The organism is Streptomyces sp. NPDC006610, from assembly GCF_040611575.1.
In the GTDB taxonomy this organism is placed as follows: Bacteria; Actinomycetota; Actinomycetes; order Streptomycetales; family Streptomycetaceae; genus Streptomyces.
Genome location: NZ_JBEXOP010000066.1, coordinates 1 through 20,950 on the forward strand (window position 1 = coordinate 1; position 20,950 = coordinate 20,950).

Genomic DNA, 20,950 nt, shown 5'->3' on the forward strand with positions numbered 1-20,950 from the left:
GACGTCTTCCGCATGCTGCGCTCCATCGACTACCAGGGCCCCATCTCCGTCGAGTGGGAGGACGCCGGCATGGACCGCCTCCACGGCGCCCCAGAAGCCCTCGCCCGGCTCAAGGAATTCGACTTCAGCCCGCCGTCCACCTCCTTCGACGCGGCCTTCGGCGGAAACTGAGACAGTCGGCCGAGTGCCGGCGGCGGAGCCGCCGGCACTACCGAACTCGGGTGGCCCGGGGGGCATGCGCCCCGGGCCACCCGAGTCTGTCCGGTACGGCGTCAGCAGCCCGCGTCACGCACGGCCGACGTCGCTTCGTTTGGCAGCGCGGTTGATGTCACGAGCCTCCCTCCTGGTGATCACGCCGTCGTCGACGAGCTTGGCCGTCACCTCTCGCACATGCCGGACGAAGCCACGGTGATCGCTCCATGTCTGCTCGTCCAGGATGAGGTCGTTGATCGTGCATCCGTCGCCGACCTCGGCGTTCGGCACTCCGCTGTCGACATCGCCGGCGAAGACGGTCTCCCGCCGATCGGCGTCGGGACACTTCTCGGCGTCCGCGGCGACGAACTCCATCCAGTTCACCCGCACCTGGCTGTCCGGGAAGACCAGGTGCAGCGGGAAGGTCCCCTCGGTCCGCTTCAGGTCGAACGTCACGCTCTGCCAGGGGACGGTGCCCTCGGCGAGCAGGATGCTCGCGGCGTTGCCCTTCCCGGAGGAGTCGACCGCGGTGGCGCCGCCGTCCTCGTCGAACCGGTACCAGGCGATGTCGCCGCCGCCGGCCGAGCCGCCGGGGCCGGCCGTCAGCGACCGCACCTCGTCCGGCGTCAGGGCCCGGCCGAAGATGTTGAAGTCGTCGACGGAGCCGTTGAGCAGCGGGTCGGGCGTCCACTGGGAGTCGCCGATCCAGTTCTGGTTCGTGCGGCCGAGGTCCGAGGGTTGCAGCGTCATGTTGTCGTTGGTCCCAATCGGCTCTCCGTTCAGGTACAGCGTGCCCTTCGTGCCCGACAGGGTGACCGCGACGTGCTGCCAGCCGTCGGTGGGCAGTTGCTGCGAGCCGTCGATCCGCTGCTCGCCGGAGCCCGTCGTGATCGCGAACCGCAGCTTGTCGGTGCCGCCCGCGCTCGGCGTCAGGAACATGTAGTTGTCGGTGCCGGAGCCGAAGTCGAAGATCCGGGCCCACGTCTGGCCGCCCGACCAGTTCACCCACGCCGAGACGGTGAAGTCCTCGACTCCGTCGACGATCCCCTCGGGCAGCTCGACGCTCTCGAGCGGGCCTGATCCGTTGAGCTGGACGGCGCCGCCGAAGCCCTCCGGGCCCGTGGTCCGCGGGACCTCGACGCCGCTCTCGATCTGTGCGGTGCCCAGCAGTTCGCCGTCGGGCGCGCCGCGCCGCACTTCCACCGTGGTGTCGTCGGCGGCCGCGGCGCGCAGCGTCATCGAGCCGATGCCGGCGAGGTTGTAGGGGTCGTACGACGCCCAGGCGCCGTTCCGGCCGGTGATCGCCTCACCGCCGCCGGTCTCCTGGTCCTTCGCCTCGCCGACGCCGACGTTCGACGAGTCGCTGAAGTGCTCGGTCTCCTTCCGCTTCTGCTGCAGGAAGTGGGTCACGCCGCCGGTCAGCGCCGGCGCGCCGGACTCGCCACCGAGGTCGGTGTAGCCGGCCGTCACCGTCAGCGCGAGGTCCGCGGCCTCTCCGTGCTCCGCGTCGGTCTGGGTGACGAGGACGCCCTCGCAGCCGTTCTGCGACTGGCCCGGATGCACGTGCGCGTTGCCGCCCTCGTCGTGGTAGAGCCCTTGCTGCACCGTGACCCGCGCGCAGTCGATCGCGTCACCGGTGCCGTCCTCGGCGTCCGTCACGGAGACCCGGTAGGGGATCTCGTCGCCCCAGTTGAACACCTGACCGTGATGTGGCAGTTCGATGGTCACCTTGGGGCGGGAGTTCCCCGCGGTGATCGTGACGTTGGAGGTGCCGGCCCGCCCCGACGGGTCGGTGACCGTGAGCCTCGCGGTGTACTGGCCGGGCTCGGCGTAGGTGTGGCTCGGGTTGGGTTCGTTCGACGTCGTGCCGTCGCCCAGGTCCCACGCATACGTCAGCTCGTCGCCGTCCGGGTCGCGGCTGCCCTCGCTGGAGAACGAGACTTCCAGCGGAAGGGGCCCGGAGTCCTTGTCGACGGCTGCCTTCGCGACCGGGGTCCGCGCGCCCTTGGTGTAGTTGATCCGGTAGAGGCCGGAGTCCGGGTTGACTCCCCCTCCCCCGTAGTTGAAGTCCATGCCCCACTCGATCAGGTACATCGCCCCGTCCGGTCCGAACTCCATGTCGTGCGGGCTGCGGAAGAGGGTGCTCGGCATGAACCGTTCAAAGCTCTTGTAGTTGCCGTTCTCGTCCAGCCTGAGCGCGCCGATCCACTTGCGCGACCACTCCATGACGAACACCGCGTCGTCGTAGTACTCCGGGAACTGCCCGTCACCCAGCAGGTCGGGGTCGTAGTGGTACACGTCTCCCGCGTACGCGGAGCGTCCGCCCGAGGAAGGCAGCTCGGGGAACTGCGGCGACGGCCCGTAGGGGTACCAGACGAACGCGTCCTTGGTCGGCGGCACGGTCTCCAGGCCGGTGTTGAACGGAGACTTGTTGGCGGGGCCGTTCTCGCAGTCGAAGGACTCACCAGGGGTCTTGGTGGCGAAGTCCCATTCGCGGTAGGGCTGGTTGTCGGCGATGCAGTACGGCCAGCCGTAGTTGCCCGCCTCGCGGATCTGGTTCCACTCGTCGTAGCCGCGGGGGCCGCGGTCGGGGTTGTCGACCCCGGCGTCGGGACCGACCTCGCCGGCGTAGACCCAGCCGGTCTCGTCGTCGACGGCGATCCGGAACGGGTTGCGGTGTCCCATCGTGTAGATCTCGGGCCGCGTCTTCTCGGTTCCCGGCGGGAACAGGTTGCCCTCGGGGATCGCATAGGTGCCGTCGTCCTTGGGCGTGATCCGCAGGATCTTGCCGCGCAGGTCGTTGGTGTTTCCGGAGGTGCGCCGGGCGTCGTACGAGTGCTTGGCGTCCTCGCTGTTCTGCTCGTCGTGGACGCGCCCGTCTATGGGAGCGTAGCCGTCCGAGGCGAAGTGCGCGGTGTCGTCTCCGGTGGAGATGAAGAGGTTGCCGTCGGGGCCGAACCTCATCGATCCGGCGGAATGACAGCACACCTCCCGCTGGTGCGGGATCTCCAGAAGGACCTTCTCGGAGTCCATGTCCAGGGTGTCGCCCTCGACGGTGAATCTGGAGACGTGCTGCACTTCGGGCGACGGTGCGCTGTAGAAGAGATAGACCCAGTGGTTCGTCTCGAAGTCGGGGTCGAGGGCGATGCCCAGCAGCCCGTTCTCGTTGCCGCGGTGGACCGGGATCCGTGCGATGGTGCGCACGGCGCTGGTCTCGGGGTCGTAGAGCTTCACCGCGCCGCCGAGCTCCACGTAGAAGACCCGCCCGTCGGGGGCGACGGCGAGTTCCATCGGGTTGGCGGTGTTGTCGTCGAGGGCGACCTTCTCGAAGGACGCCTCCGTGGGGATCCCTTCACGCGGCTCCCCGCAGGATCCCTCGGCGGCGCCCGCCGCCCACTGGATGCCGCCGAGGATGTGCCGGCGCAGCAGCGGCTCGTCGTAGTGCTCGGGGTTGTGGCCCAGGGCCGAGTACCAGGTCCGGCCGCCGTCGAAGGCGGAGCACCAGGCGATCGGGTGGTCCTCGCCCATCGCGTCCGGTCCCGGGTTGTACGTCGACTCGTCCAGCGTGGCCAGGACGTGGACCTTTCCGCGGGGGTTGGCGGTGAAGTTGTACCACTCGTCCCGGCGGACCCATTCGGCCGGCAGGTCCGCGGTCGACGGATGTGCGGGGTCTTCGATCCGTACGGTCGCCTCCTGGAACTGGTCGGCGCCGGAGGGGTGGCTCTTGAAGAACCCGCCGCCCATGAGGTCGGACCACCAGGGCCAGTCGGTCTTGTCCGTGTTCGACGCCGAGTGCAGCCCGACGAAGCCTCCGCCGCGCTGGATGTAGCGCTCGAACGCCTGGCGCTGCGCAGCGCCGAGTGTCTTCTCACCATCGGTGAAGAAGACGATGGCCTCGTACGGTGCCAGCCCTTGGTCGGTGAAGACCGAGGCGTCCTGCGTCTCGGTCACCGCGAAGCCGTTGTCCTGGCCCAGTTTCTCGACGGCGGCGATGGCGGACGGTATGGAGTCGTGCCGGAAACCGGTCGTCTTGTGGAAGAACAGCACGTCGTAGTCTTCCGCGACGTCTTCTGCTGCACTGGCGGCCATTCCTGGGAGTAGCGAGACCAGGAATGCCACCACCACCGTGAACAGGGTGTATCTACGACGTTGTCGCATAGGTCCTCTCCATCGCTTCGTTGCGAGTGCAGACTGAGGAACTCATGTAGCCCAGCTGTGTCCGATGGACATTTCGGTGAGGAAGGACAGCCCGCCGACCGCGATCGCGTCCTGGGTCGGCGCCAGGGGACGCCAGACCGAGGCGGCCGTGGCGATCGTCTCGTTGTCCCCGGTGAACGACTCGATCACCAGGGGCCCCTGGTAGCCGGCCGCGTCGAGAGCGGTGAGGATGCCGGGCCAGTCGAGGTGGTCCGCACCGGGAGCGCCCCGGTCGTTCGCGCTGACCTGGACATGGGCGATCCGGTCGCCCGCCCTGCGCACGGCCGCGGGGATGTCCTGCTCCTCGATGTTCATGTGGTAGACGTCCAGGGCGATCCCGCAGCCTTCGGCCGGCAGGCCGGTGAGCGCCTCGAGCGTCTGGTCGACGGTGTTGACGACGCTGGTCTCGTACCGGTTGAGGGGTTCGACCGCCACGGTGACGCCGGCTCCGCGCGCGTGTTCGACCACCGGAGCGAGACCGTCCCGCAGCTGCTCATAGCAGGCGCGCCGCTCCGCGTCGTTCATCCGCCAGGTGCGCCCCACCGAGGCGTAGACGGGACCTGCGACGACCGGCGAGGAAACGGCGGCAGCCGTGTCGATCACGCGACGCAGGAGGTCGCGCGTGGCGGCGACGGTGTGGCCGTCCGCCCCCACCAGTTCGCGCCCCGGTCCCATCGCCACGACGACGGTGGCCGACAGGCCGAGGGAGTCGAGCAGTTTCGCCGCCCGGCCGGGATCCCAGTCGCCGGTGTTCTCCACCGGGAGCTCGACCACGTCGAAGCCCCACTCCCGGATACGCGGCGCCAGTTCGGCCAGCCGCCGGTCGGTCAGGGGCGAGGCCCACACCCAGGTGTTGACCCCGAACGTCCTCCCTGCCTTCATCGGTCCTCCCATCGCGTTCGTCTTCGTCCCCGGGCGGGCCGGGGTCGCTCCCTCGGACGGCACCGCCGGTCAGTTCCCGGACCGTCCCGGCTCGAGCAGCTCCTCGTAGTCGGGAATCGCCACCCGTGCTCCCCCGTTCATGGCCGACGTGTGCGCGCAGATGCCGACCGACGTCCAGTTGGCCGCGGTGATCTCGTCGATCGCCGGGGGTCGGTCCTCGACGATGCTGCGGACGAACTCGTGGGCCAGATGCGGATGCGATCCGCCGTGGCCGCCGCCCTGGGCGAACGAGAGGTGTTCGTTCTCGTCGTCGTAGACCCCGCGCGTCGTGAACGGTGCGATCTCGGGCGGCAACCGGTGCGCGAAGTCCGGAACGTCGATGACTTTCGGGACCTCGCCGGTGTGCAGCACATGTCCCGAGCCCTGGGTCTGTTCCCATTCGAAACTCGCCCGGTCCCCGAACACCGTGAAGCTCTCGACGTATTCATGTGCCGTCTCGAAGAGCGAGCGCGCGATCTCGGCGCCGACGTCCGAGTGGCGGAGTGTGAGAAGGGCGCTTTCGACGGCGAACGGCGAACCGTACTTTTCCGCGAGGGCCGGTGCGATCCGGCCCGAACCGATGCACACGACGCTCTCGGCCTGCGCACCGGCGAGACTCAGCACGGGGCTCACCGCGTGCGTCGCGTAATGCATGGGCGGCAGGCCCTCCCAGTACCCGGGCCAGCCCGCCATCTCCTGGTAGTGGGCACCGCGCAGGAACTGGACACGACCTATGGTGCCGTTCTCCACGAGGTCCCGGACGTGCAGGAACTCGCGGGAGTAGACGACCGTCTCCATCATCATGTACTTCCGGCCCGATTCCCGGACCGCGGCCACGATCTCCCGGCACTCGTCGAGCGTCGTGGCCATCGGCACCGTGCACGCGACGTGTTTGCCGGCGCGCAGGGCCGACACCGTGTGCTCCGCGTGGTTCGGGATCGGCGTGTTGATGTGAACGGCGTCGATTCCGGGGTCCTGCAGCATCTCGTCATAGCTGGTGTACCGGCCCGGAATCCTGAAGTGATTGGCGACTTCGTTCACGGCCGTCTCGGTCCGCTGGCAGACGGCCACCAACTCGGCGTCCGGATGTGCCTGATAGATGGGAATGAACTCGGCTCCGAATCCGAGCCCGGCAATCGCCATCCGTACTTTCTGCGTCATCATCGACCTCCCATGGCCCTGCCAGATTAGGGACATTGGCCGAGACCGAGCCATGCGTTATCCCGCAGTCCTCCTTAGACTTTTTGCATGCGCCCACCGAAGACACGTCATGTCGCCCTGCTGGTCGAAACCTCCAACGCATACGCACGCGGCGTGCTGGGCGGCGTCAGGAAATACGTCGAAGCCCATCCGGGCTGGTCGATGTATCTCGCCGAGCACAGCCGGCACGAGACCGACTTCTCATGGCTCGAGGACTGGCACGGCCATGGCGTACTGGCCCGCATCGAGAGCGAGGAGACCGCCTCGTTCATCCGGCGGCTCGGCCTGCCCACGGTCGATCTCAGCGCGGCACGGCTCCTGCCCGAACTGCCCGGTGTGGAGACCGACGACGGCACGATCGCACGGTGGGCGGTCCAGCACTTCGAGGAGCGGGGACTGCGGCACTTCGCCTACTGCGGCGACGAACGATTCGGCTGGTCCCTCAAGCGCGGCGCCCGCTTCGAAGAGCATGTGCGCGAGCGCGGCTCCACCCCTCGGGTGTTCCGGATGAAACCGTCGGGGATGCGCGCCGCCGACCGTGAACGCCTCGCGCGATGGCTCACCGATCTCCCGAAGCCGGTCGGCGTCTTCGCCTGCTACGACATCGCCGGCCAGGAGGTGCTGGAGGCCTGCAAGCTCGCCGGTCTGGCGGTGCCCGACTCGGTCGCCGTCATCGGCGTCGACAACGACGAACTCGTCGGCAACCTCACGACCCCGGCGCTGTCCAGCATCGAGCCGGACACGACAAGGACGGGATACCTGGCCGCGGAGCTCCTGGACCGCCTGATGCGAGGCGACGACCTCGAGCCGGGCCTCCGACTGATCGCACCCACCCGTGTCGTCACCCGGCAGTCGTCGGACATCCTCGCCGTGCAGGACCCCCTCGTCGCCGAGGCCCTGCGGTTCATCCGTGACCGTTCGGACCAGGCGCTGGCCGTCGCCGCCGTGCTCCGGCACGTCGGGCTCTCGAGGCGCGCGCTCGACCAGCGGTTCCTTCGGAGTCTGGGCCGGACGGTCCACGGTGAGATCGTGCGCGTCCGCGTGGGGCACGTCGCCGAGCTGCTGTCCTCGACGGACTGGACGCTGCAGCAGATCGCGCAGCGCCTCGGCTTCAGCCACTCCGAGTACATGAGCGTGGTGTTCAAGAAGCACACCGGCACATCACCGGGCCAGTACCGCCGGGCAGTGAACGGGTCCGTCGCACGTCAGAGCTTCTGGAACGACTGACCGCATCCGGGCGGGCCCTTACCGCCCGTCAGTGCTCGTGCGGCGGCTCGTGCGACGGGTGCGGCGCGTGCGGGTCGTAGCCCGGGATCGTGCCGTCGGGCTGCTTCACCAGGAACAGACCGACCATGCCCATGTCCGCGTGGCTCTGCACGTGGCAGTGGTACATCCACGCGCCGGCACCCACCCCCTCCCCCGCGATCACCTGGAAGCCGAACGAGTCCGCGGGGCCGACGATCTTGTTGTCGATCATCCGGCTGGGGTCATGCGGTCCGGCGAGCAGGCCCGTCCGGTTGTCCGCCCAGCGATGACCGTGCAGGTGGAACGTGTGGTACGGCGCACCGTGCGTGATCATCACGAACTCGACGCGGTCTCCCACCGTGGCCTCGAAGTGCGGGCCCGCGTGCGCCGGCCGGTTGTTGATCGTCAGGTCGTTGAAGACGATCGTGTGGGTGGCGTCGGGCAGCACGTCGCCCTTGCGGCGCACGATCACCGGCCCGTACAGCCCCTTGCGGATGCCCTCCGTCCCGTGCTCGGAGCCCACCACGTGGTCGTGGTAGTGCCAGTAACCGGCGCTGCCCGCACGCCAGGTGCCGTCCTTGCGGCGGCCGGGGGCGTGGGTGCGCCAGGTGTACGTTCGCGTGGCGCCCGGCGGCACGTCGCTCCCGCTCGCCCGGGTGCCGTCGCTGGAGATCTCGTAGTCCAGGCCGTGCACGTGCAGACTCGTTGGCACCTCCATGGTGTTCTCGAGCTCGATGTGCAGGGTGTCGCCCTCGTTCAGCTCGATCAGCGGGCCGGGGACCGTCGCCCCGCCCTTCTCCAGGCCGTAGCCCATCCGCCCGTCGGCGAGTGCCTCGGCGTACAGCTTGATGCGCCGAACCCTGCCCCCGCCGGGGGCGGTTCTGACCGGCCCGGCGGCGCCGACGGCGGCCTCCGATGCGACGGACAACGATGTGGCGGCAACCGCGCCGCCCAGCAGTACACGTCGGTTGAAATCACGTCGGTCCATGGCGAACTCCTCGGTGTAGTGAGCGCGATGGGACGCCGTACCCTCGGCGTCGACAGACCCGGTGCCCGCCCGCGCGCGAACGCGGGCAGGCACCGGGTGCGGGAAGGGATCAGCCGGCCTCGTCGAACTTCCATCGTTGGCTGATCGCCGAGGCGCTGCAGGGCGCCTCGGTCAGCCGGACTTCGTTCGCGGTGGAGGCCTCAGGAATGTCCAGGCATCTCCCACTGGCTACGGAGACCACCCGATAGGCACCGGATCCCACCGGTTCGATGCGCCACTTCTGGTTCGCTGCGCCGCTGGCACAGTCCCACTGCTGGAGGCGGGAGCCGCCTCCGGACGGCAGGTCCAGGCACTTGGCGCTGTGCTGCGCCGTCAGGGTGTAGGCGCCGCCACCCGCGTCGGTCAGTCGCCACCGTTGGTTGGCCCCGCCGTTCGGCGTGTACTGGATGACCGCTGCTCCGTTGTCGTTCGACACGTACTGCACGTCCATCGCCTTGCCGCTGTGCGCGCTCGTCACGGTGTAGGTGCGACCGCTCTGCGGACCGGACGACCCGGCCCCGGAGGCGTTGAAGGTGATCGCGTCCAGGTCGAAGGGGTGCTGTGCCGGCGCCTTGAACACCGCGTACACGGTCTCGGTGTCCGGGGTGTCGGTGACCGCGACGGGGTCGAGGTCGACGTAGTCGTCCCAGCCGCCGGTGGCCGGGACGGGGCTGGTGGCGATCAGCGCGCCGGTCGGCGAGCCGGACCGGAGCTCGATCGAGCCGCCGCTGTCGGTGGGGGCCGAGACCCGGAAGCTCACCGACTCGACTCCGGACAGGTTGAGCGGCTTGAAGGAGATCCAGCCGCCGTTCGTGATGTATCCGATGCGCTTGCCGTTCTCCGCGCCGCTCTGCTCGACGACGCGTACTCCGGAGTGGCCGGTGAAGTACTCGGCCTGCTTGTGGCGGGGCTGGAGGGTGACGCTGGTGGTGCCCTTCAGACCGTCGTCGTCGGTGTAGTCGGCCGACAGGACGAGGAAGGTGTTGGCGGTGGCGTCGTGACCGGAGGCGCTGGTGGTGATCGTCCCGTTGCACCCGGTGTACTGGCCGGTGTCGTGGCTGTGGCTGTCGTGGCCGAGGGCTGCGGTCACCACGACTCTGGAGCAGTCGACGGTCCCGTCCTCGGGATCGTCCACGTCGATCCTGTAGGTGAGGGTGTCGCCGAACTCGATGACGCTGCCGTTGCCGGGCGTGGTGAAGGTGACCTTGGGGCGGGTGTTGCCCACGGTGATGGGCACGTTGGCGGTGCCCGTCTTGCCGCCGCTGTCGGAGACCGTCAACCGGGCGGTGTAGGTGCCGTTGGCGGTGTAGGTGTGCGTGGGGCTCGGACCGGTGGCCGTGGCTCCGTCACCGAAGTCCCACGCGTAGGTGAGCCCGTCCTTGTCCGGGTCGGCGGAGCCGCTGGAGGAGAAGGTGACCTCCAGGGGGGCCTGGCCGGAGTCGGGAGTCGCGCTCGCCTTGGCCAGCGGGGCGCGGTTGCCTGCGACGTAGTCGATCCGGTAGATGCCGTCGTCGGTGTTGGCGTGGCCGTAGCCGTTGCCCCACTCGGCGAGGTACATCGCGCCGTCCGGGCCGAACTTCATGTCGATCGGCGCCCGGGGGGCGAGTTGGGCGACGAAGGGGTTGATCTTCAGAAGTCCGCCCGAGTCGTCGAGGCGGAACTCCTTCACGAAGTTGCGGCTCCACTCGTAGAAGAAGGGCGTCTTGTCGTAGTACTCGGGGAACTTGCGCTCGGACGTGCTGGCCGCGTCGTAGTGGTAGAACGGGCCGCCCATCGGAGCCGCGCCGCCGGCGACGTCGATCTCGGGGAACTTGGCCGAGGCGTGGTAGTCGTACCAGACCGTCGCGGGCTTGGCGGCGGGCAGGGTGGTCAGGCCGGTGTTGTTCGGCGAGTCGTTGACCGGTGCCCCGCAGTCGAACTTCGGTCCCGACGTCCTCGCGGCGAAGTCGTAGTCGTTGAAGGGGGTGTTGTCACCCACGCAGTAGGGCCAGCCGTAGAATCCCGGCTCCTTGACCAGATTCCACTCGACGGTGCCCTCGGGGCCCCGGTCGGGGTTCGCCTGGTTCGCGTCGGGCCCGTAGTCGGCGGCGGAGATCCAGCCGGTCTCCGGGTCGACGGCGAAGCGGAAGGTGTTCCTGAAGCCCATCGCGTAGATCTCGGGCCGGGTCTTGGCCGTGCCCGGCTCGAACAGGTTGCCCTCGGGGATCGAGTAGCCGCCGTCGGCCTTGGGCTGGATGCGCAGGATCTTGCCGCGGAGGTCGTTGGTGTTGGCGGACGAGCGCTGGGCGTCGAACTTCTCCCGCCCCGGTCGTTCGTCTATGGGGGCGTAGCCGTCCGAGTGGAACGGATTGGTGTCGTCGCCGACACCGATGTAGAGATTGCCGCCCGGGCCGAAGTCGAGGCCGCCGCCGGTGTGGCCGGGCTCGTCGGAGTCCCGGTACGCCGGGACCTCGATCACCGTCTTCTCACTGGCCATGTCCAGCGTGTCGTCGCTCTTGACGGTGAACCGGGACACTCGGTTGATCTCGGCTCTGCCGGCGGGTGAGTGATTGACGTAGATCCATCGATTCGTCGCGAAATCGGGGTCCAGAGCCAGACCCACGCCGCCGTCCTCGCCGCCCTGGTAGACGTCGAGGCGCCCGGCGACATGCGTCTCGGGCACGTCGTCGTGGGTGTGGATGACGTTCACCGCGCCGGAGCGCGAGATGTAGAAGACCTTGCCGTCGGGAGCCACGTCGAGCTGCATGGGCTGGTCGGGGGCGCCGTCCAGGGTGACCTTCTGGAAACGGTCGGCGACCGTGCCGCCGCAGTCGCCCTCGGCGGCGCCCGCGGCCCACTGGAGGCCGCCGAGCAGGTGTTTCACGAACAGCGGCTCGCTGTAGGAGGCCGCCTCGTGGCCCATGGCGGTGGCCCACACCCTGCCGCCCTCGGCGTTGCGGCACCAGGAGATGGGATGGTCGGCGCCCATCCGGGCGGACCCGGCGTCGTAGGTGGTCTCGTCCGCCGTGACCAGGACGTGCACGTCACCGCGGGCGTTCTTGTCGAAGTTGTACCACTCCTCGGTCCGCACCCAGCGGTCCGGCAGGTCCTTGGTCGACGGGTGCGACCGGTCCGCGACCTTGGCCGTGCCCTGCACGGTGGCGGAGTGGGCCGTCATATGGGCGCCGGCCATGACGACCTGGTCCCACCAGGGGAACTCGGACTCGATGTTCATGTCCGTGGCGTTGTGGACCGCCACGATTCCGTGCCCGCCGCGCACGTACTCCTGGGCGGCGGCGCGCTGGGCGTCCGTGTCCCACACCATGCCCGAGGTCTGGAGCATGACCACGGCGTCGTACGTGTTCAGGGTGGTGGTGTTGAAGACGCTCGCGTCGTCGCTCCGGTCCATCTGGATGCCGTGCTCGGCGCCCATCTGGGTGAACGCCTGGACAGCCGCGTCGATGGAGCCGTGCCGGTAGGCGCCGGCCGCCGTCTTGGTGAAGAGCAGGACCTTGCGGTCCTCGTCGTGCGGGTGCCCCTCGTGCGCGAGGGCCGGTGTGGCCTGCAGCGCGGTGAGGGCGAGCAGTGGCGCGGTGAGCGCGGCGAGGGCGCGCTTCACCCAGGGAGGTGGCATGGGAATTCTCCTTGTGGAGGGCAAGAAGGGATGAAACCGGAGTCAGAGAGTGCGCAGGAACGCGAGCCCGTCGGTCGCGAGGGCGTCCTGGTCGACGGCCAGCGGACGCCAGATGGAGGCCGCGGTCGCAATGGTGGTGTTGTCCGGGGTGAAGGACTCGATGACCCACGGACCGCTGTAGTCCACGTCCTCGACCGCCGCGGCGAAGCCGGCCCAGTCGAAGTGGTCGGCGCCGGGGGCGCCTCGGTCCGTGCCGCACACCTGGAGGAGCGCGATGCGGGATCCCGCGTCCCGGATCGCCTGGGCGGGTTTCCTTTCCTCGATGTTGAGGTGGTAGGTGTCGAGTGCGAGGCCGCACTCCTCGGGGAGGGCGTCCAGGGCCTGCTCAACGGTGTTGATCAGGCTGGTCTCGTACCGGTTGAGGGGTTCGACGCCGAGGCGCATGCCGCGTTCCCCCGCGTAGTCGAGCACCGGCCGAAGGCTCTCCCGCAGTTCGGCGAGCACGGAGCGTCGCTCCTCCGCGTCGAGTGGCCACGTGCGGCCCACGGAAGCGTAGGCGGGACCGCTGATCGTCGGTGAGCCGACGGTGACAGCCACGTCGACGCAGTGCCGCAGATAGTCCTGGGTGTCCCGGATCGCCTCGGGGGATGCGGCCACGAGTTCGCGGCCGGGGGGCATGACCAGGACGACCGATGCGCCGAGTCCGTGGTGGTGCAGCAGCTCGGCCGTGCGGCCGGGCGACCAGTCACCCGGCCGCTCGACCGGGAGCTCGATCGTGTCGAAGCCCCATCCGGCGACCCGTGGGACCAGCCGGGCAAGGGAAGCATCGGTCGACGGCGACTCCCAGACCCATGTGTTGACGCCGATCGCGGGCATCTACTCGCCGCCCCACTTCTGCGGGTAGCCCTTCATCTTCTCGCAGCCGCAGAGCGCGTAGTGCAGGGGAGGCATGCCGGGCCGGAGGTAGGTGTCCACTTCGTCCTGGGTGATGGCGGGCTGCGGAAGGTTCCAGACCTTCGGGACGCTCTCCCCCTTGAGGATCTTCAGCGCGGCGATGACCGGGGTGCGCCACTGGTACGTCGGGTAGGTCGGAGCGATCGCCGTGAGCTTCGCGTCCTTCCACTTCTGCAGGAAGTCCTGCTGGTCCTCGCCGTTGAGGGGCGGGACGGGCAGGCCGGCGTCCTCGAACGCCTCGACGGCGGCCACGGCGGTGGCCCCGGAGTCCAGCCAGAGGCCGTCGATCTCGCCGCGCTGCAGGTAGTTGGTGACGATGCTCTTGGTCTTGGCGGCGTCACCGTCTGTGAACTCCACGCCGACGACGTCCAGTTCGCTCTTGTCGAACGCCTTCTTCGCGGCCGACCACCGCGTCTCCAGGACGTCCACGCCGGGCGAGATGCGCAGCGCGAGGATCTTCCCGCCGGGCTTGACCTTCTCGGCGAGGAACTCGGCGCCGTCCGCGCCGAAGGCATAGCCGCCGATCGGCTTGATGAAGGTGACCGGGCAGTCCGTTCCGACACCGCGGTCGAACAGGATGACCGGCACCTTCGGGCAGGCGCCCTTCACGGCCGGGGTGAGGGTGGCGGTGGTGTTGGGCGAGACGATGAGCGCGTCGCAGCCCTTGGTCTGCAGTTCGGCGATGTCGGAGATCTGCTTGTCGTCCTTGCCCTCGGCGTCCAGGACGGTGAAGTCGGCGATCTCCTCGTGCAGGGCGACCTCGGCCTGCATGGTCTTCCAGCCCACCTGGCGCCAGGGGTTGTTGGTGGCCGCGTTGGAGAAGCACAGGTGGTGGGGGCCGGCCTTCTTGTACGCGGCCGTGTCGACGGGCTCGGGGTCGATGGCCTGCTCCCACGGCTTGTCGGCGGGACCGGTCGGCTGCTTGGTCCGCATGGCGAGCTGGGCCTCGTAGTCGGCCTGGACGAAGAAGGAGGACTGGTCGCCGGCTTTCTCCTGGCCGTCGGACGAGGCGCCGGGACCGGCCGTGTCTGCGGGCAGGTCGCTGGAACAGCCGGTCAGGGCTACGAGGGCGGTCACCGCGGCAGCGGTGAGAAGGCGTCTGTGAGCGTGCGGCATGGTGCTTCCTCTATGCGGTGGTGGGGGCGGACTTGACGCGCCGCGGGAACTGAATGGACCCCAGGGCGACGGCGATGATGAGGATGAGCCCCTGCACGGTGTACTCGAGGGCGCCCGAGATTCCGTGCAGATTCAGCAGCGTGAACAGGGCTTGCAGCGTGAACGCGCCGGCGATGGCGGCCACGGCCGATCCGCGGCCCCCGCCGAGGACGACCCCGCCGAGGACGACTGCGGTGATCGCCTGGAATTCCAGGCCTTCCCCGACCTGGGCGGAGACGCCTGCGAAGCCTCCGAGCAGAACGGCGCAGACCGCGGCCGACAATCCGGACAGGACGAAGGCCGCCGTCTTCACGCGCAGCACGCGTACCCCGGACAGGCGGGCGGCGGTCGGGTTGTCGCCCGCGGCCAGCAGGGTGCGCCCGAAGTCGGAGCGCATGAGGGCGATGGCCGCTGCCATGGCGACGACGAGGACGAGTACCGACCACGGCACCGGCCCCACGCTGCCGCGGCCGACCTGACGGAACTCCTCGGACAGCGCGCCGCGCGGGGAGCCGTCGGTCCACAGGAACACGGCTCCGGACAGGATCAGCAGCATGCCGAGGGTCACGATGAACGACGGCACCTTCAGCACGGTGGTCACCAGCCCGTTCACGAGGCCGATGAGCGCTCCGAGGGCGAGCAGGAGGAGGACGACCGGCCAGGTGGCGCCCGCGTCGCCGTCGATCAACCGGGCTGCGATGACGACTTCGGCAGTGACGAGCGAGCCCACGGAGAGGTCGAACTCGCCGGACACGATGACGAAGTACTGGCCGGCGGCGAGGATGGCCAACGGTGCGGCCCGCTTGACGAAGGCCAGGAATCCGTCGGGCTCCAGGAAGAAGGGGTTGGCGATCGCGATCGCCACGAGCAGGACGGCAAGGACGCCGAAGATGGGAAGGTTGCGTCTCATCGTCAGCGCCTCCGGCCGGCGTAGATCGCCAGGGCGGCGACGAGGACGACGCCGCGTACCACGTCCTTGGCGAACGAATCGATCTCCATCTGGTTGAAGACGCTGTCCAGGACGGCGAGCAGGAGTACCCCGCCGACCGTGCCCGCGACGCCGCCCCTGCCGCCCGCCAGGACCGTGCCGCCGAGGACCACGGCCGCGATGGACTCCAGGTCGTAGCCTCCGTCGGTGCCGACGGTGGGAGCGCCGGCGCCGAGTCGGGCGGCGAGCAGCAGGCCGGCGGCTCCCGCGGTGAGGGAGCAGAGGATGTGCGTCGTGACGAGGACGCGGTCCGTCCGCACGCCCGAGAGACGGGCCACCTCGGGGCCGCCGCCGACGGCGTAGATGCGGTAGCCGAGGGAGGTGCGGCGCAGCATGAACCAGGCCGCTGCCGCGATCGCCAGCCAGAGCAGGGCCGAGACCGGCACGGGTCCGACGCGGTCGTAGCCGAGGTGCTGGAAGGACTGGGGCACCCGGCCGGCGGGTCCGTCGTAGCGGTACTCGAGGATGCCCTTGATGACGAGCGAGACGCCGAGTGTGGCGATGAAGGCGTGCACCTTCAGGGTGGTGATGGCGAAGCCGTTGACGAGCCCGGTCAGCGCGCTGACGGCGAGGACGGCGCCGATCGCGGGCAGCACGCCGTACTGGGCCATCGTCTCGGCGGCCACGAGCGAGCACAGACTCATCAGGAAGGCGACGGACAGGTCCAGCGAACCTGCGAGGATCGCGAGGGTCTGACCGACGGCGACGATGCCGAGAGCGGCGGAGCGCTGCTGGATGCCGACGATGTTGCCCTCGCTGAAGAACTGCCCGCCGTCGAAGGCGAACAGGGCCCAGCCCAGAATGATCATGACGCCCAGGGCCATGAAGACGGGGCGTGCAGGACTGTCCGCGGCGAAGCCGCGTACGGCGAGTCCCTTCGCGGGCAGGGCGTGGAGCTGCTGGGTCATGATCCGGCCGCCAGGTGCATCACGGCTTCCTCCGAGGAGTTCGCGGGCAGGTGGCCGGCGATGCGGCCTTCTCTCAGGACGACGATGCGGTCACTCATCCCGATGAGTTCGGGGAGTTCGGAGGAGACCATGAGGACGGCCATGCCGTCCTCGGCGAGTTCTCGTATGAGCTCGTGGATGGCGGCTTTCGCTCCGACGTCGACACCGCGGGTCGGCTCGTCGAACAGGAGGACCTTCGGCGCCACCGTCAGCCACTTCGCGAGGACGACCTTCTGCTGGTTGCCGCCGGAGAGATACCTGACCTCGGTCTCGGTACGAGGCGGCGCGAGACGCACCCGCTTCAGGAGGTCCAGGACCGAGGTCCCGGCACGTCCGCCGCGGGCGCGAGCAACCAGGAGGGCGTTGTCCCGCACCGTCTGGTGCAGGGCCAGGCCCTCGGACTTGCGGTCCTCGGTGACGAGGCCGATTCCGGCGGCGATCGCGTCCCGGACCGAGCCGGGGCGCCGGGGGGTCATCTCGCCTCGGGTGAAGGGCTCGGCGCCGAACAGCGCCTTGGCGAGTTCGGTGCGGCCGGCTCCCTGCAGCCCTGCCAGGCCGACGATCTCCCCCGCACGCAGCTCCAGGTCGATTCCGTCGAGAGCGGCGTTGCCGCCGCCACGCACCGACAGCAGGACCTCGCCCGGAGGACGCGTCGCGCGAGCCGGGTAGTACTCGGTGAGTTCACGGCCGACCATCAGCCGGACGAGTTCGGCGGTGGTGAGTTCCCCGATCGGGAGGGTGGCGACCTTGGCCCCGTCCTTGAGCACGGTGACGCGGTCGGCGAGTTCGAATATCTCCCGCAGTCGGTGCGAGATGTAGAGGACGGCGACACCGCGCTCGCTCAGCCGGCGGACCAGCCGGTACAGCAGCTCGACCTCACTCTCGGCGAGGGCGGCCGTCGGCTCGTCCATCACGACGATGCGGGCGTCCACCGACAGCGCCTTGACGATCTCGACCACCTGCTGCTGGGCGACCGAGAGACGGCGCACCGGATCGCGCGGGCCGAACGAGGCCTCACCGAGCTCCTCGAGGAGTTGTGCGGTGGTCGCCTCCATCGCCGCCCTGTCGACGAGACCGAGGCGCTTGGGCTCGCGGCCGAGGAAGACGTTCTCGGCGACGGTCCGCTCCGGGAGGAGGGTGAGTTCCTGGTAAATGATCGACACGCCCGCACGCTGAGCGTCCGTCGGGTGCTTGAAGAGGACGGTGTGGCCGTCGAGGGTGATCGTGCCCTCGTCCGGCGTGTGCACGCCGGCGAGGATCTTCATCAGCGTCGACTTCCCGGCACCGTTCTCGCCGATGAGGGCGTGCACCTCGCCGGCCCGCACGTCGAGATCCACGTCCGACAGCACGCGGGCGCCCGGGAAGCTCTTGCCGATGCCTTTCATGCTCAGCACCCCGCCCACCCGCCTTCCCGGCGGCGGGACGTGAGCGTCTCGGCACCCTCCGTGGCACTCGCCGGGTTCGCTGCCGCGACACCCGCGGGGCAGGAGCCGGATTGTCTCGCCGCTGGGGCATGGATCCGACTTAAGAAGCCGCTTCCGACGATCTCTGCTTCGACTTCCGCCGATCGTCGTCGTATATCGAGCATGTTGCGGATACTAGAGACGAGTTACGACGAGCGTCAACCATAAGTAAGCGCAGCGTAGTTATAATCAACAAGGCCAAGCGACCGCGGTACCCGGAGAGATGGAGACAGGACGTTGACCACCGAACCGGCAGGCGCCGGCGCCCTTCTGGCGATCCTGCGCGACGGCCGTGCCCGTACCCGCACGGAGTTGGTGCAGCTGACGGGCCTCGCCAGATCGACCGTGAGTCAGCGGCTCGACGCATTGGCCGATCAGCAGTGGATCCGGCCTGCGGGCGAGGTGATCTCCTCGGGCGGCAGACCCGCCGCGGCCTTCTCCTTCAACTCCGGCGCCCGGACGGTCCTCGCCGCGGACCTGGGAGCCACCCACGCGCGGATCGCCGTCACCGACCTGGCCGCCCGTGTGCTGGCCGAACGCAGCCGCGACATGAGGATCGCGGAGGGGCCGGAGCGAGTTCTGGGCTGGATCGTCGACGAGTTCACGGAACTGCTGGCCGAGGCCGGGCACACCCTCTCCCATGTGTGCGGCGTCGGCATAGGCCTCCCCGGCCCCGTCGACCACGCGTCGGGCCGGCCCGTGAACCCGCCGATCATGCCGAACTGGGACGGTTTCGACGTTCCCGGCCGCCTCGCATCCCGCCTCGGGGTACCCATCCTGGTCGACAACGACGTCAACATCATGGCGCTCGGAGAGCACCGGGCCGCCAGTCCCGAGATCGAGCACCTTCTCTTCGTGAAGGTCGGCACCGGTATCGGCTGCGGCGTCATCACGGAACACCGCCTCCACCGCGGAGCCCGTGGCTCGGCCGGCGACATCGGCCACATCGAGGTGGCCAGGGCGGCGAACGAAACCTGCCGTTGTGGAAACACCGGCTGCCTCGAAGCGGTCGCCGGCGGCGGCGCCCTGGCCGCCCGCCTGCGTGACGCGGGCCTGGACGCCGCGGACGGCCGGGGCGTGGTCGATCTGGTCCGCGCCGGCGACCCGACCGCGGTCCGAATGATCCGTCAGGCGGGCCGGGACATCGGAGACGTCCTGGCCGCGCTGGTCAACTTCTTCAACCCGGAGGTGATCGTCATCGGCGGCGACCTGTCGGAGGCCGGAGAGCACCTGCTCGCCGGGGTGCGAGAGGCCGTATACAGACGTTCCCTCCCCTTGGCCACCCAGCACCTCTCCATCCGAGGACGTCGACTGGGCGACCGCGCGGGCATCATCGGGGCTGCGGTCATGGTGGCCGAGCACACCCTCGACCCCGCTGCGGTCGACCGGACCATCGCCGGCTCCGGCGCGCAGGAGTTCGCCGCTTCGTGATGCGGCATATCGGCACTCGGCAGGTGTCGCCCGGCTGGAGCGCACCGGCCTGACGGTTTGCCACGGCCGGAGCACGGCAGTCCGGTGTCACGACACCTCGGGACCCCGCTCGGTGCAGTGCAGGCGGACGTCGTGCGCTCTGCACCAGCGCACCAGATCGGGCTGCGGCAGGTCGCAGACGATGTCGTCGACGTCCTGGAGTCCCGCGATGCCGAAGAAGGCGTCGCGGCCGATCGCGGGCGCCTCTGCCGCCACGACCACCCGCCGGGCCCGGCCCATGGCGATCTGCTTGACGTGGCCGTCCGCCGTTGCCGGGACGCTGATGCCGTGGCTCGTGACGCCACTGACGGTGATGAACGCGATGTCGACGGTGAAGCGTTCCAGAGTGGCTGCGGCCACCGGGCCGACCAGTGCCCGGCCGGTCGGGCACAGCTCCCCGCCGAGGAGCACATGGTGCGCGGCCTGCCGTTCCGCCAGCACCTCCGCCACTCCCAGCGCGTTGGTCAACACGCTCACCCGTGACCCTCCGAGAGCCTCGGCGAGCGCATGACTTGCGCGCCCGGAGTCGAGGAAGATCGTCTGCTCCTCGCCGACGAGGTCCGTGCACAGGCGCACGAAGTCCGCGTGAGGGCCACCGCGGCGCTTGCGGCCGATCGATGAGGAAGGGGCAGGACAGGGACCCGCGACAACCGCTCCGTCGCTCGTGCGGCGCAGCACATTCGTACGCTCGAGGACGGAGAGGTCCCTGAGCAGCGTGGGCTGGCTGATCCCCAGGACGTCGGCCAGATCGCTCACCGGCACGTTGCCGCGTCCCCGGACGGCGGACACGATTCTTTCCCTGCGCTCCTCCGCGGCGGCCCGCCTCGCCGAGCCGGTGCTCGCCCCCTGACTCTGCCGACGGACGATGTCGGCGATCTGAGTACGCCGGCCCTGGTCGAGGTGGTGAATGTCGGCAGCGTCCTGCGGCCGGCGGAGGGAAGTCATGGCCGGCCTCGCTGAGATCGGGTCACACTCACAAGTCGGTTCCGTTCTGGGTCGTACGACGCCCCGGGCTCAGCACGGCCGAGCCGTTCCGCCGTTCGGGACGCGACGGCGTACGGCGTGCCCTCTGTCCGTCGGACAGAGGGCACGGAGGGATCCGGGGCGGGTGGACGAGCCCGACGGCAAACTCTGCCGGGGTCGCGTCCGGGTCCGGCGAACCGGAGCAGGGCAACGGCGCATCCGCCCGACGAGAGCCGAACGATGCCCCCGCCGTCCGGGACGACGTGACCCGGTCGCCGCCGGTGATCGGTCCGCGGCGACCCCGTCGCCGTCCGTGCGGACGACGACGGTGGGACGGCACACCCGTCCCCCTTTCCGAACCGTCCGTCAGCCGCGGGCGGCGAGGAGGTGGTCCATCGCGAGCTGGTCCAGACGCTCGAAGGCCATACCGCGCGCGGCGGCGGCGTCGACGTCGAACTCCTCGAACGAGGCGCGGTCATCGAGCAGCGCCTGCAGACCGTCGTCGGCGGTGGGGCGGGCCAGTTCGTCCAGACGCGCGGCGCGCAGGGCCTCCTGGACCTCCGGGTCCGCGCGGAACGCGGCGGCGCGCTCCTTGAGGATGAGGTAGTTGCGCAT

General features: G+C 69.5%; 13 protein-coding genes and 2 pseudogenes. 3 read left to right on the plus strand and 12 right to left on the minus strand.

Going from position 1 to position 20,950, the window contains the following annotated elements; all coding sequences use genetic code 11:
- Positions 1-171: pseudogene (locus ABZY13_RS32150) on the plus strand (sugar phosphate isomerase/epimerase); the annotation flags it as partial.
- Positions 172-285: 114 nt separating this feature from the next.
- On the opposite strand, the gene ABZY13_RS32155 reads toward ABZY13_RS32150, so the two are convergent.
- The 3 genes from ABZY13_RS32155 to ABZY13_RS32165 all read right to left on the minus strand — a co-directional run bounded on the left by ABZY13_RS32155 (position 286) and on the right by ABZY13_RS32165 (position 6,474).
- On the minus strand, positions 286-4,281 hold the full coding sequence (locus tag ABZY13_RS32155; protein ID WP_356637096.1) for a ThuA domain-containing protein: 3,996 nt from the start codon (positions 4,279-4,281) through the stop codon (positions 286-288).
- Positions 4,282-4,392: 111 nt separating this feature from the next.
- Complete coding sequence (locus tag ABZY13_RS32160; protein ID WP_356637098.1) at positions 4,393-5,271, minus strand: sugar phosphate isomerase/epimerase family protein; 879 nt, start codon at positions 5,269-5,271, stop codon at positions 4,393-4,395.
- Between the two features lie 69 nt (positions 5,272-5,340).
- Positions 5,341-6,474: a Gfo/Idh/MocA family oxidoreductase gene (locus ABZY13_RS32165; RefSeq protein ID WP_356637100.1), complete on the minus strand. Its 1,134-nt coding sequence runs from the start codon at positions 6,472-6,474 to the stop codon at positions 5,341-5,343.
- A gap of 84 nt (positions 6,475-6,558) precedes the next feature.
- Here ABZY13_RS32165 and ABZY13_RS32170 point away from each other — a divergent pair, with 84 nt between their 5' ends.
- Positions 6,559-7,737 (plus strand): DNA-binding transcriptional regulator, encoded by a 1,179-nt coding sequence (locus tag ABZY13_RS32170; RefSeq protein ID WP_356637102.1) that lies wholly within the window; start codon positions 6,559-6,561, stop codon positions 7,735-7,737.
- A gap of 28 nt (positions 7,738-7,765) precedes the next feature.
- On the opposite strand, the gene ABZY13_RS32175 is transcribed toward ABZY13_RS32170, so the two are convergent.
- From ABZY13_RS32175 to ABZY13_RS32205, 7 genes are all read right to left on the minus strand, one after another.
- On the minus strand, positions 7,766-8,743 hold the full coding sequence (locus tag ABZY13_RS32175; RefSeq protein ID WP_356637104.1) for a multicopper oxidase domain-containing protein: 978 nt from the start codon (positions 8,741-8,743) through the stop codon (positions 7,766-7,768).
- A gap of 109 nt (positions 8,744-8,852) precedes the next feature.
- Positions 8,853-12,395 carry a ThuA domain-containing protein gene (locus ABZY13_RS32180; RefSeq protein WP_356637106.1) on the minus strand — a complete coding sequence of 1,181 codons (3,543 nt, stop codon included), beginning with the start codon at positions 12,393-12,395 and terminating at the stop codon, positions 8,853-8,855.
- Between the two features lie 42 nt (positions 12,396-12,437).
- Positions 12,438-13,271, minus strand: a complete 834-nt coding sequence (locus tag ABZY13_RS32185; protein WP_356637108.1) for a sugar phosphate isomerase/epimerase family protein — start codon at positions 13,269-13,271, stop codon at positions 12,438-12,440.
- Entirely contained in the window at positions 13,272-14,465 is a 1,194-nt protein-coding gene (locus ABZY13_RS32190) for a substrate-binding domain-containing protein (protein WP_356637110.1), read from the minus strand.
- A gap of 10 nt (positions 14,466-14,475) precedes the next feature.
- Positions 14,476-15,414, minus strand: a complete 939-nt coding sequence (locus ABZY13_RS32195; RefSeq protein ID WP_356637112.1) for an ABC transporter permease — start codon at positions 15,412-15,414, stop codon at positions 14,476-14,478.
- A gap of 2 nt (positions 15,415-15,416) precedes the next feature.
- Positions 15,417-16,316 (minus strand): ABC transporter permease, encoded by a 900-nt coding sequence (locus ABZY13_RS32200; RefSeq protein ID WP_356637120.1) that lies wholly within the window; start codon positions 16,314-16,316, stop codon positions 15,417-15,419.
- A gap of 80 nt (positions 16,317-16,396) precedes the next feature.
- Positions 16,397-17,833, minus strand: a complete 1,437-nt coding sequence (locus tag ABZY13_RS32205) for a sugar ABC transporter ATP-binding protein (RefSeq protein ID WP_356637114.1) — start codon at positions 17,831-17,833, stop codon at positions 16,397-16,399.
- A 306-nt stretch (positions 17,834-18,139) separates the two neighbouring features.
- Between ABZY13_RS32205 and ABZY13_RS32210 the strand changes: the two genes are divergently transcribed.
- On the plus strand, positions 18,140-19,333 hold the full coding sequence (locus ABZY13_RS32210; protein ID WP_356637116.1) for an ROK family protein: 1,194 nt from the start codon (positions 18,140-18,142) through the stop codon (positions 19,331-19,333).
- A gap of 87 nt (positions 19,334-19,420) precedes the next feature.
- Here the strand turns inward: ABZY13_RS32210 and ABZY13_RS32215 are convergent, their stop codons facing one another.
- Together ABZY13_RS32215 and ABZY13_RS32220 are read right to left on the minus strand one after the other, a co-directional pair.
- Positions 19,421-20,317: a DeoR/GlpR family DNA-binding transcription regulator gene (locus ABZY13_RS32215; protein ID WP_356637118.1), complete on the minus strand. Its 897-nt coding sequence runs from the start codon at positions 20,315-20,317 to the stop codon at positions 19,421-19,423.
- Positions 20,318-20,701: 384 nt separating this feature from the next.
- Positions 20,702-20,950: pseudogene (locus ABZY13_RS32220) on the minus strand (xylose isomerase); the annotation flags it as partial.

What these genes read in the sequence shown, in the direction of transcription:
- ABZY13_RS32175 (WP_356637104.1), bottom strand. Translation starts at nt 8,743, where the DNA reads ATGGACCGACGTGATTTCAACCGACGTGTACTGCTGGGCGGCGCGGTT.
- ABZY13_RS32180 (WP_356637106.1), bottom strand. Translation starts at nt 12,395, where the DNA reads ATGCCACCTCCCTGGGTGAAGCGCGCCCTCGCCGCGCTCACCGCGCCA.
- ABZY13_RS32170 (WP_356637102.1), top strand. Translation starts at nt 6,559, where the DNA reads ATGCGCCCACCGAAGACACGTCATGTCGCCCTGCTGGTCGAAACCTCC.
- ABZY13_RS32195 (WP_356637112.1), bottom strand. Translation starts at nt 15,414, where the DNA reads ATGAGACGCAACCTTCCCATCTTCGGCGTCCTTGCCGTCCTGCTCGTG.
- ABZY13_RS32200 (WP_356637120.1), bottom strand. Translation starts at nt 16,316, where the DNA reads ATGGCCCTGGGCGTCATGATCATTCTGGGCTGGGCCCTGTTCGCCTTC.
- ABZY13_RS32155 (WP_356637096.1), bottom strand. Translation starts at nt 4,281, where the DNA reads ATGGCCGCCAGTGCAGCAGAAGACGTCGCGGAAGACTACGACGTGCTG.
- ABZY13_RS32215 (WP_356637118.1), bottom strand. Translation starts at nt 20,317, where the DNA reads ATGACTTCCCTCCGCCGGCCGCAGGACGCTGCCGACATTCACCACCTC.
- ABZY13_RS32190 (WP_356637110.1), bottom strand. Translation starts at nt 14,465, where the DNA reads ATGCCGCACGCTCACAGACGCCTTCTCACCGCTGCCGCGGTGACCGCC.
- ABZY13_RS32160 (WP_356637098.1), bottom strand. Translation starts at nt 5,271, where the DNA reads ATGAAGGCAGGGAGGACGTTCGGGGTCAACACCTGGGTGTGGGCCTCG.
- ABZY13_RS32165 (WP_356637100.1), bottom strand. Translation starts at nt 6,474, where the DNA reads ATGATGACGCAGAAAGTACGGATGGCGATTGCCGGGCTCGGATTCGGA.
- ABZY13_RS32185 (WP_356637108.1), bottom strand. Translation starts at nt 13,271, where the DNA reads ATGCCCGCGATCGGCGTCAACACATGGGTCTGGGAGTCGCCGTCGACC.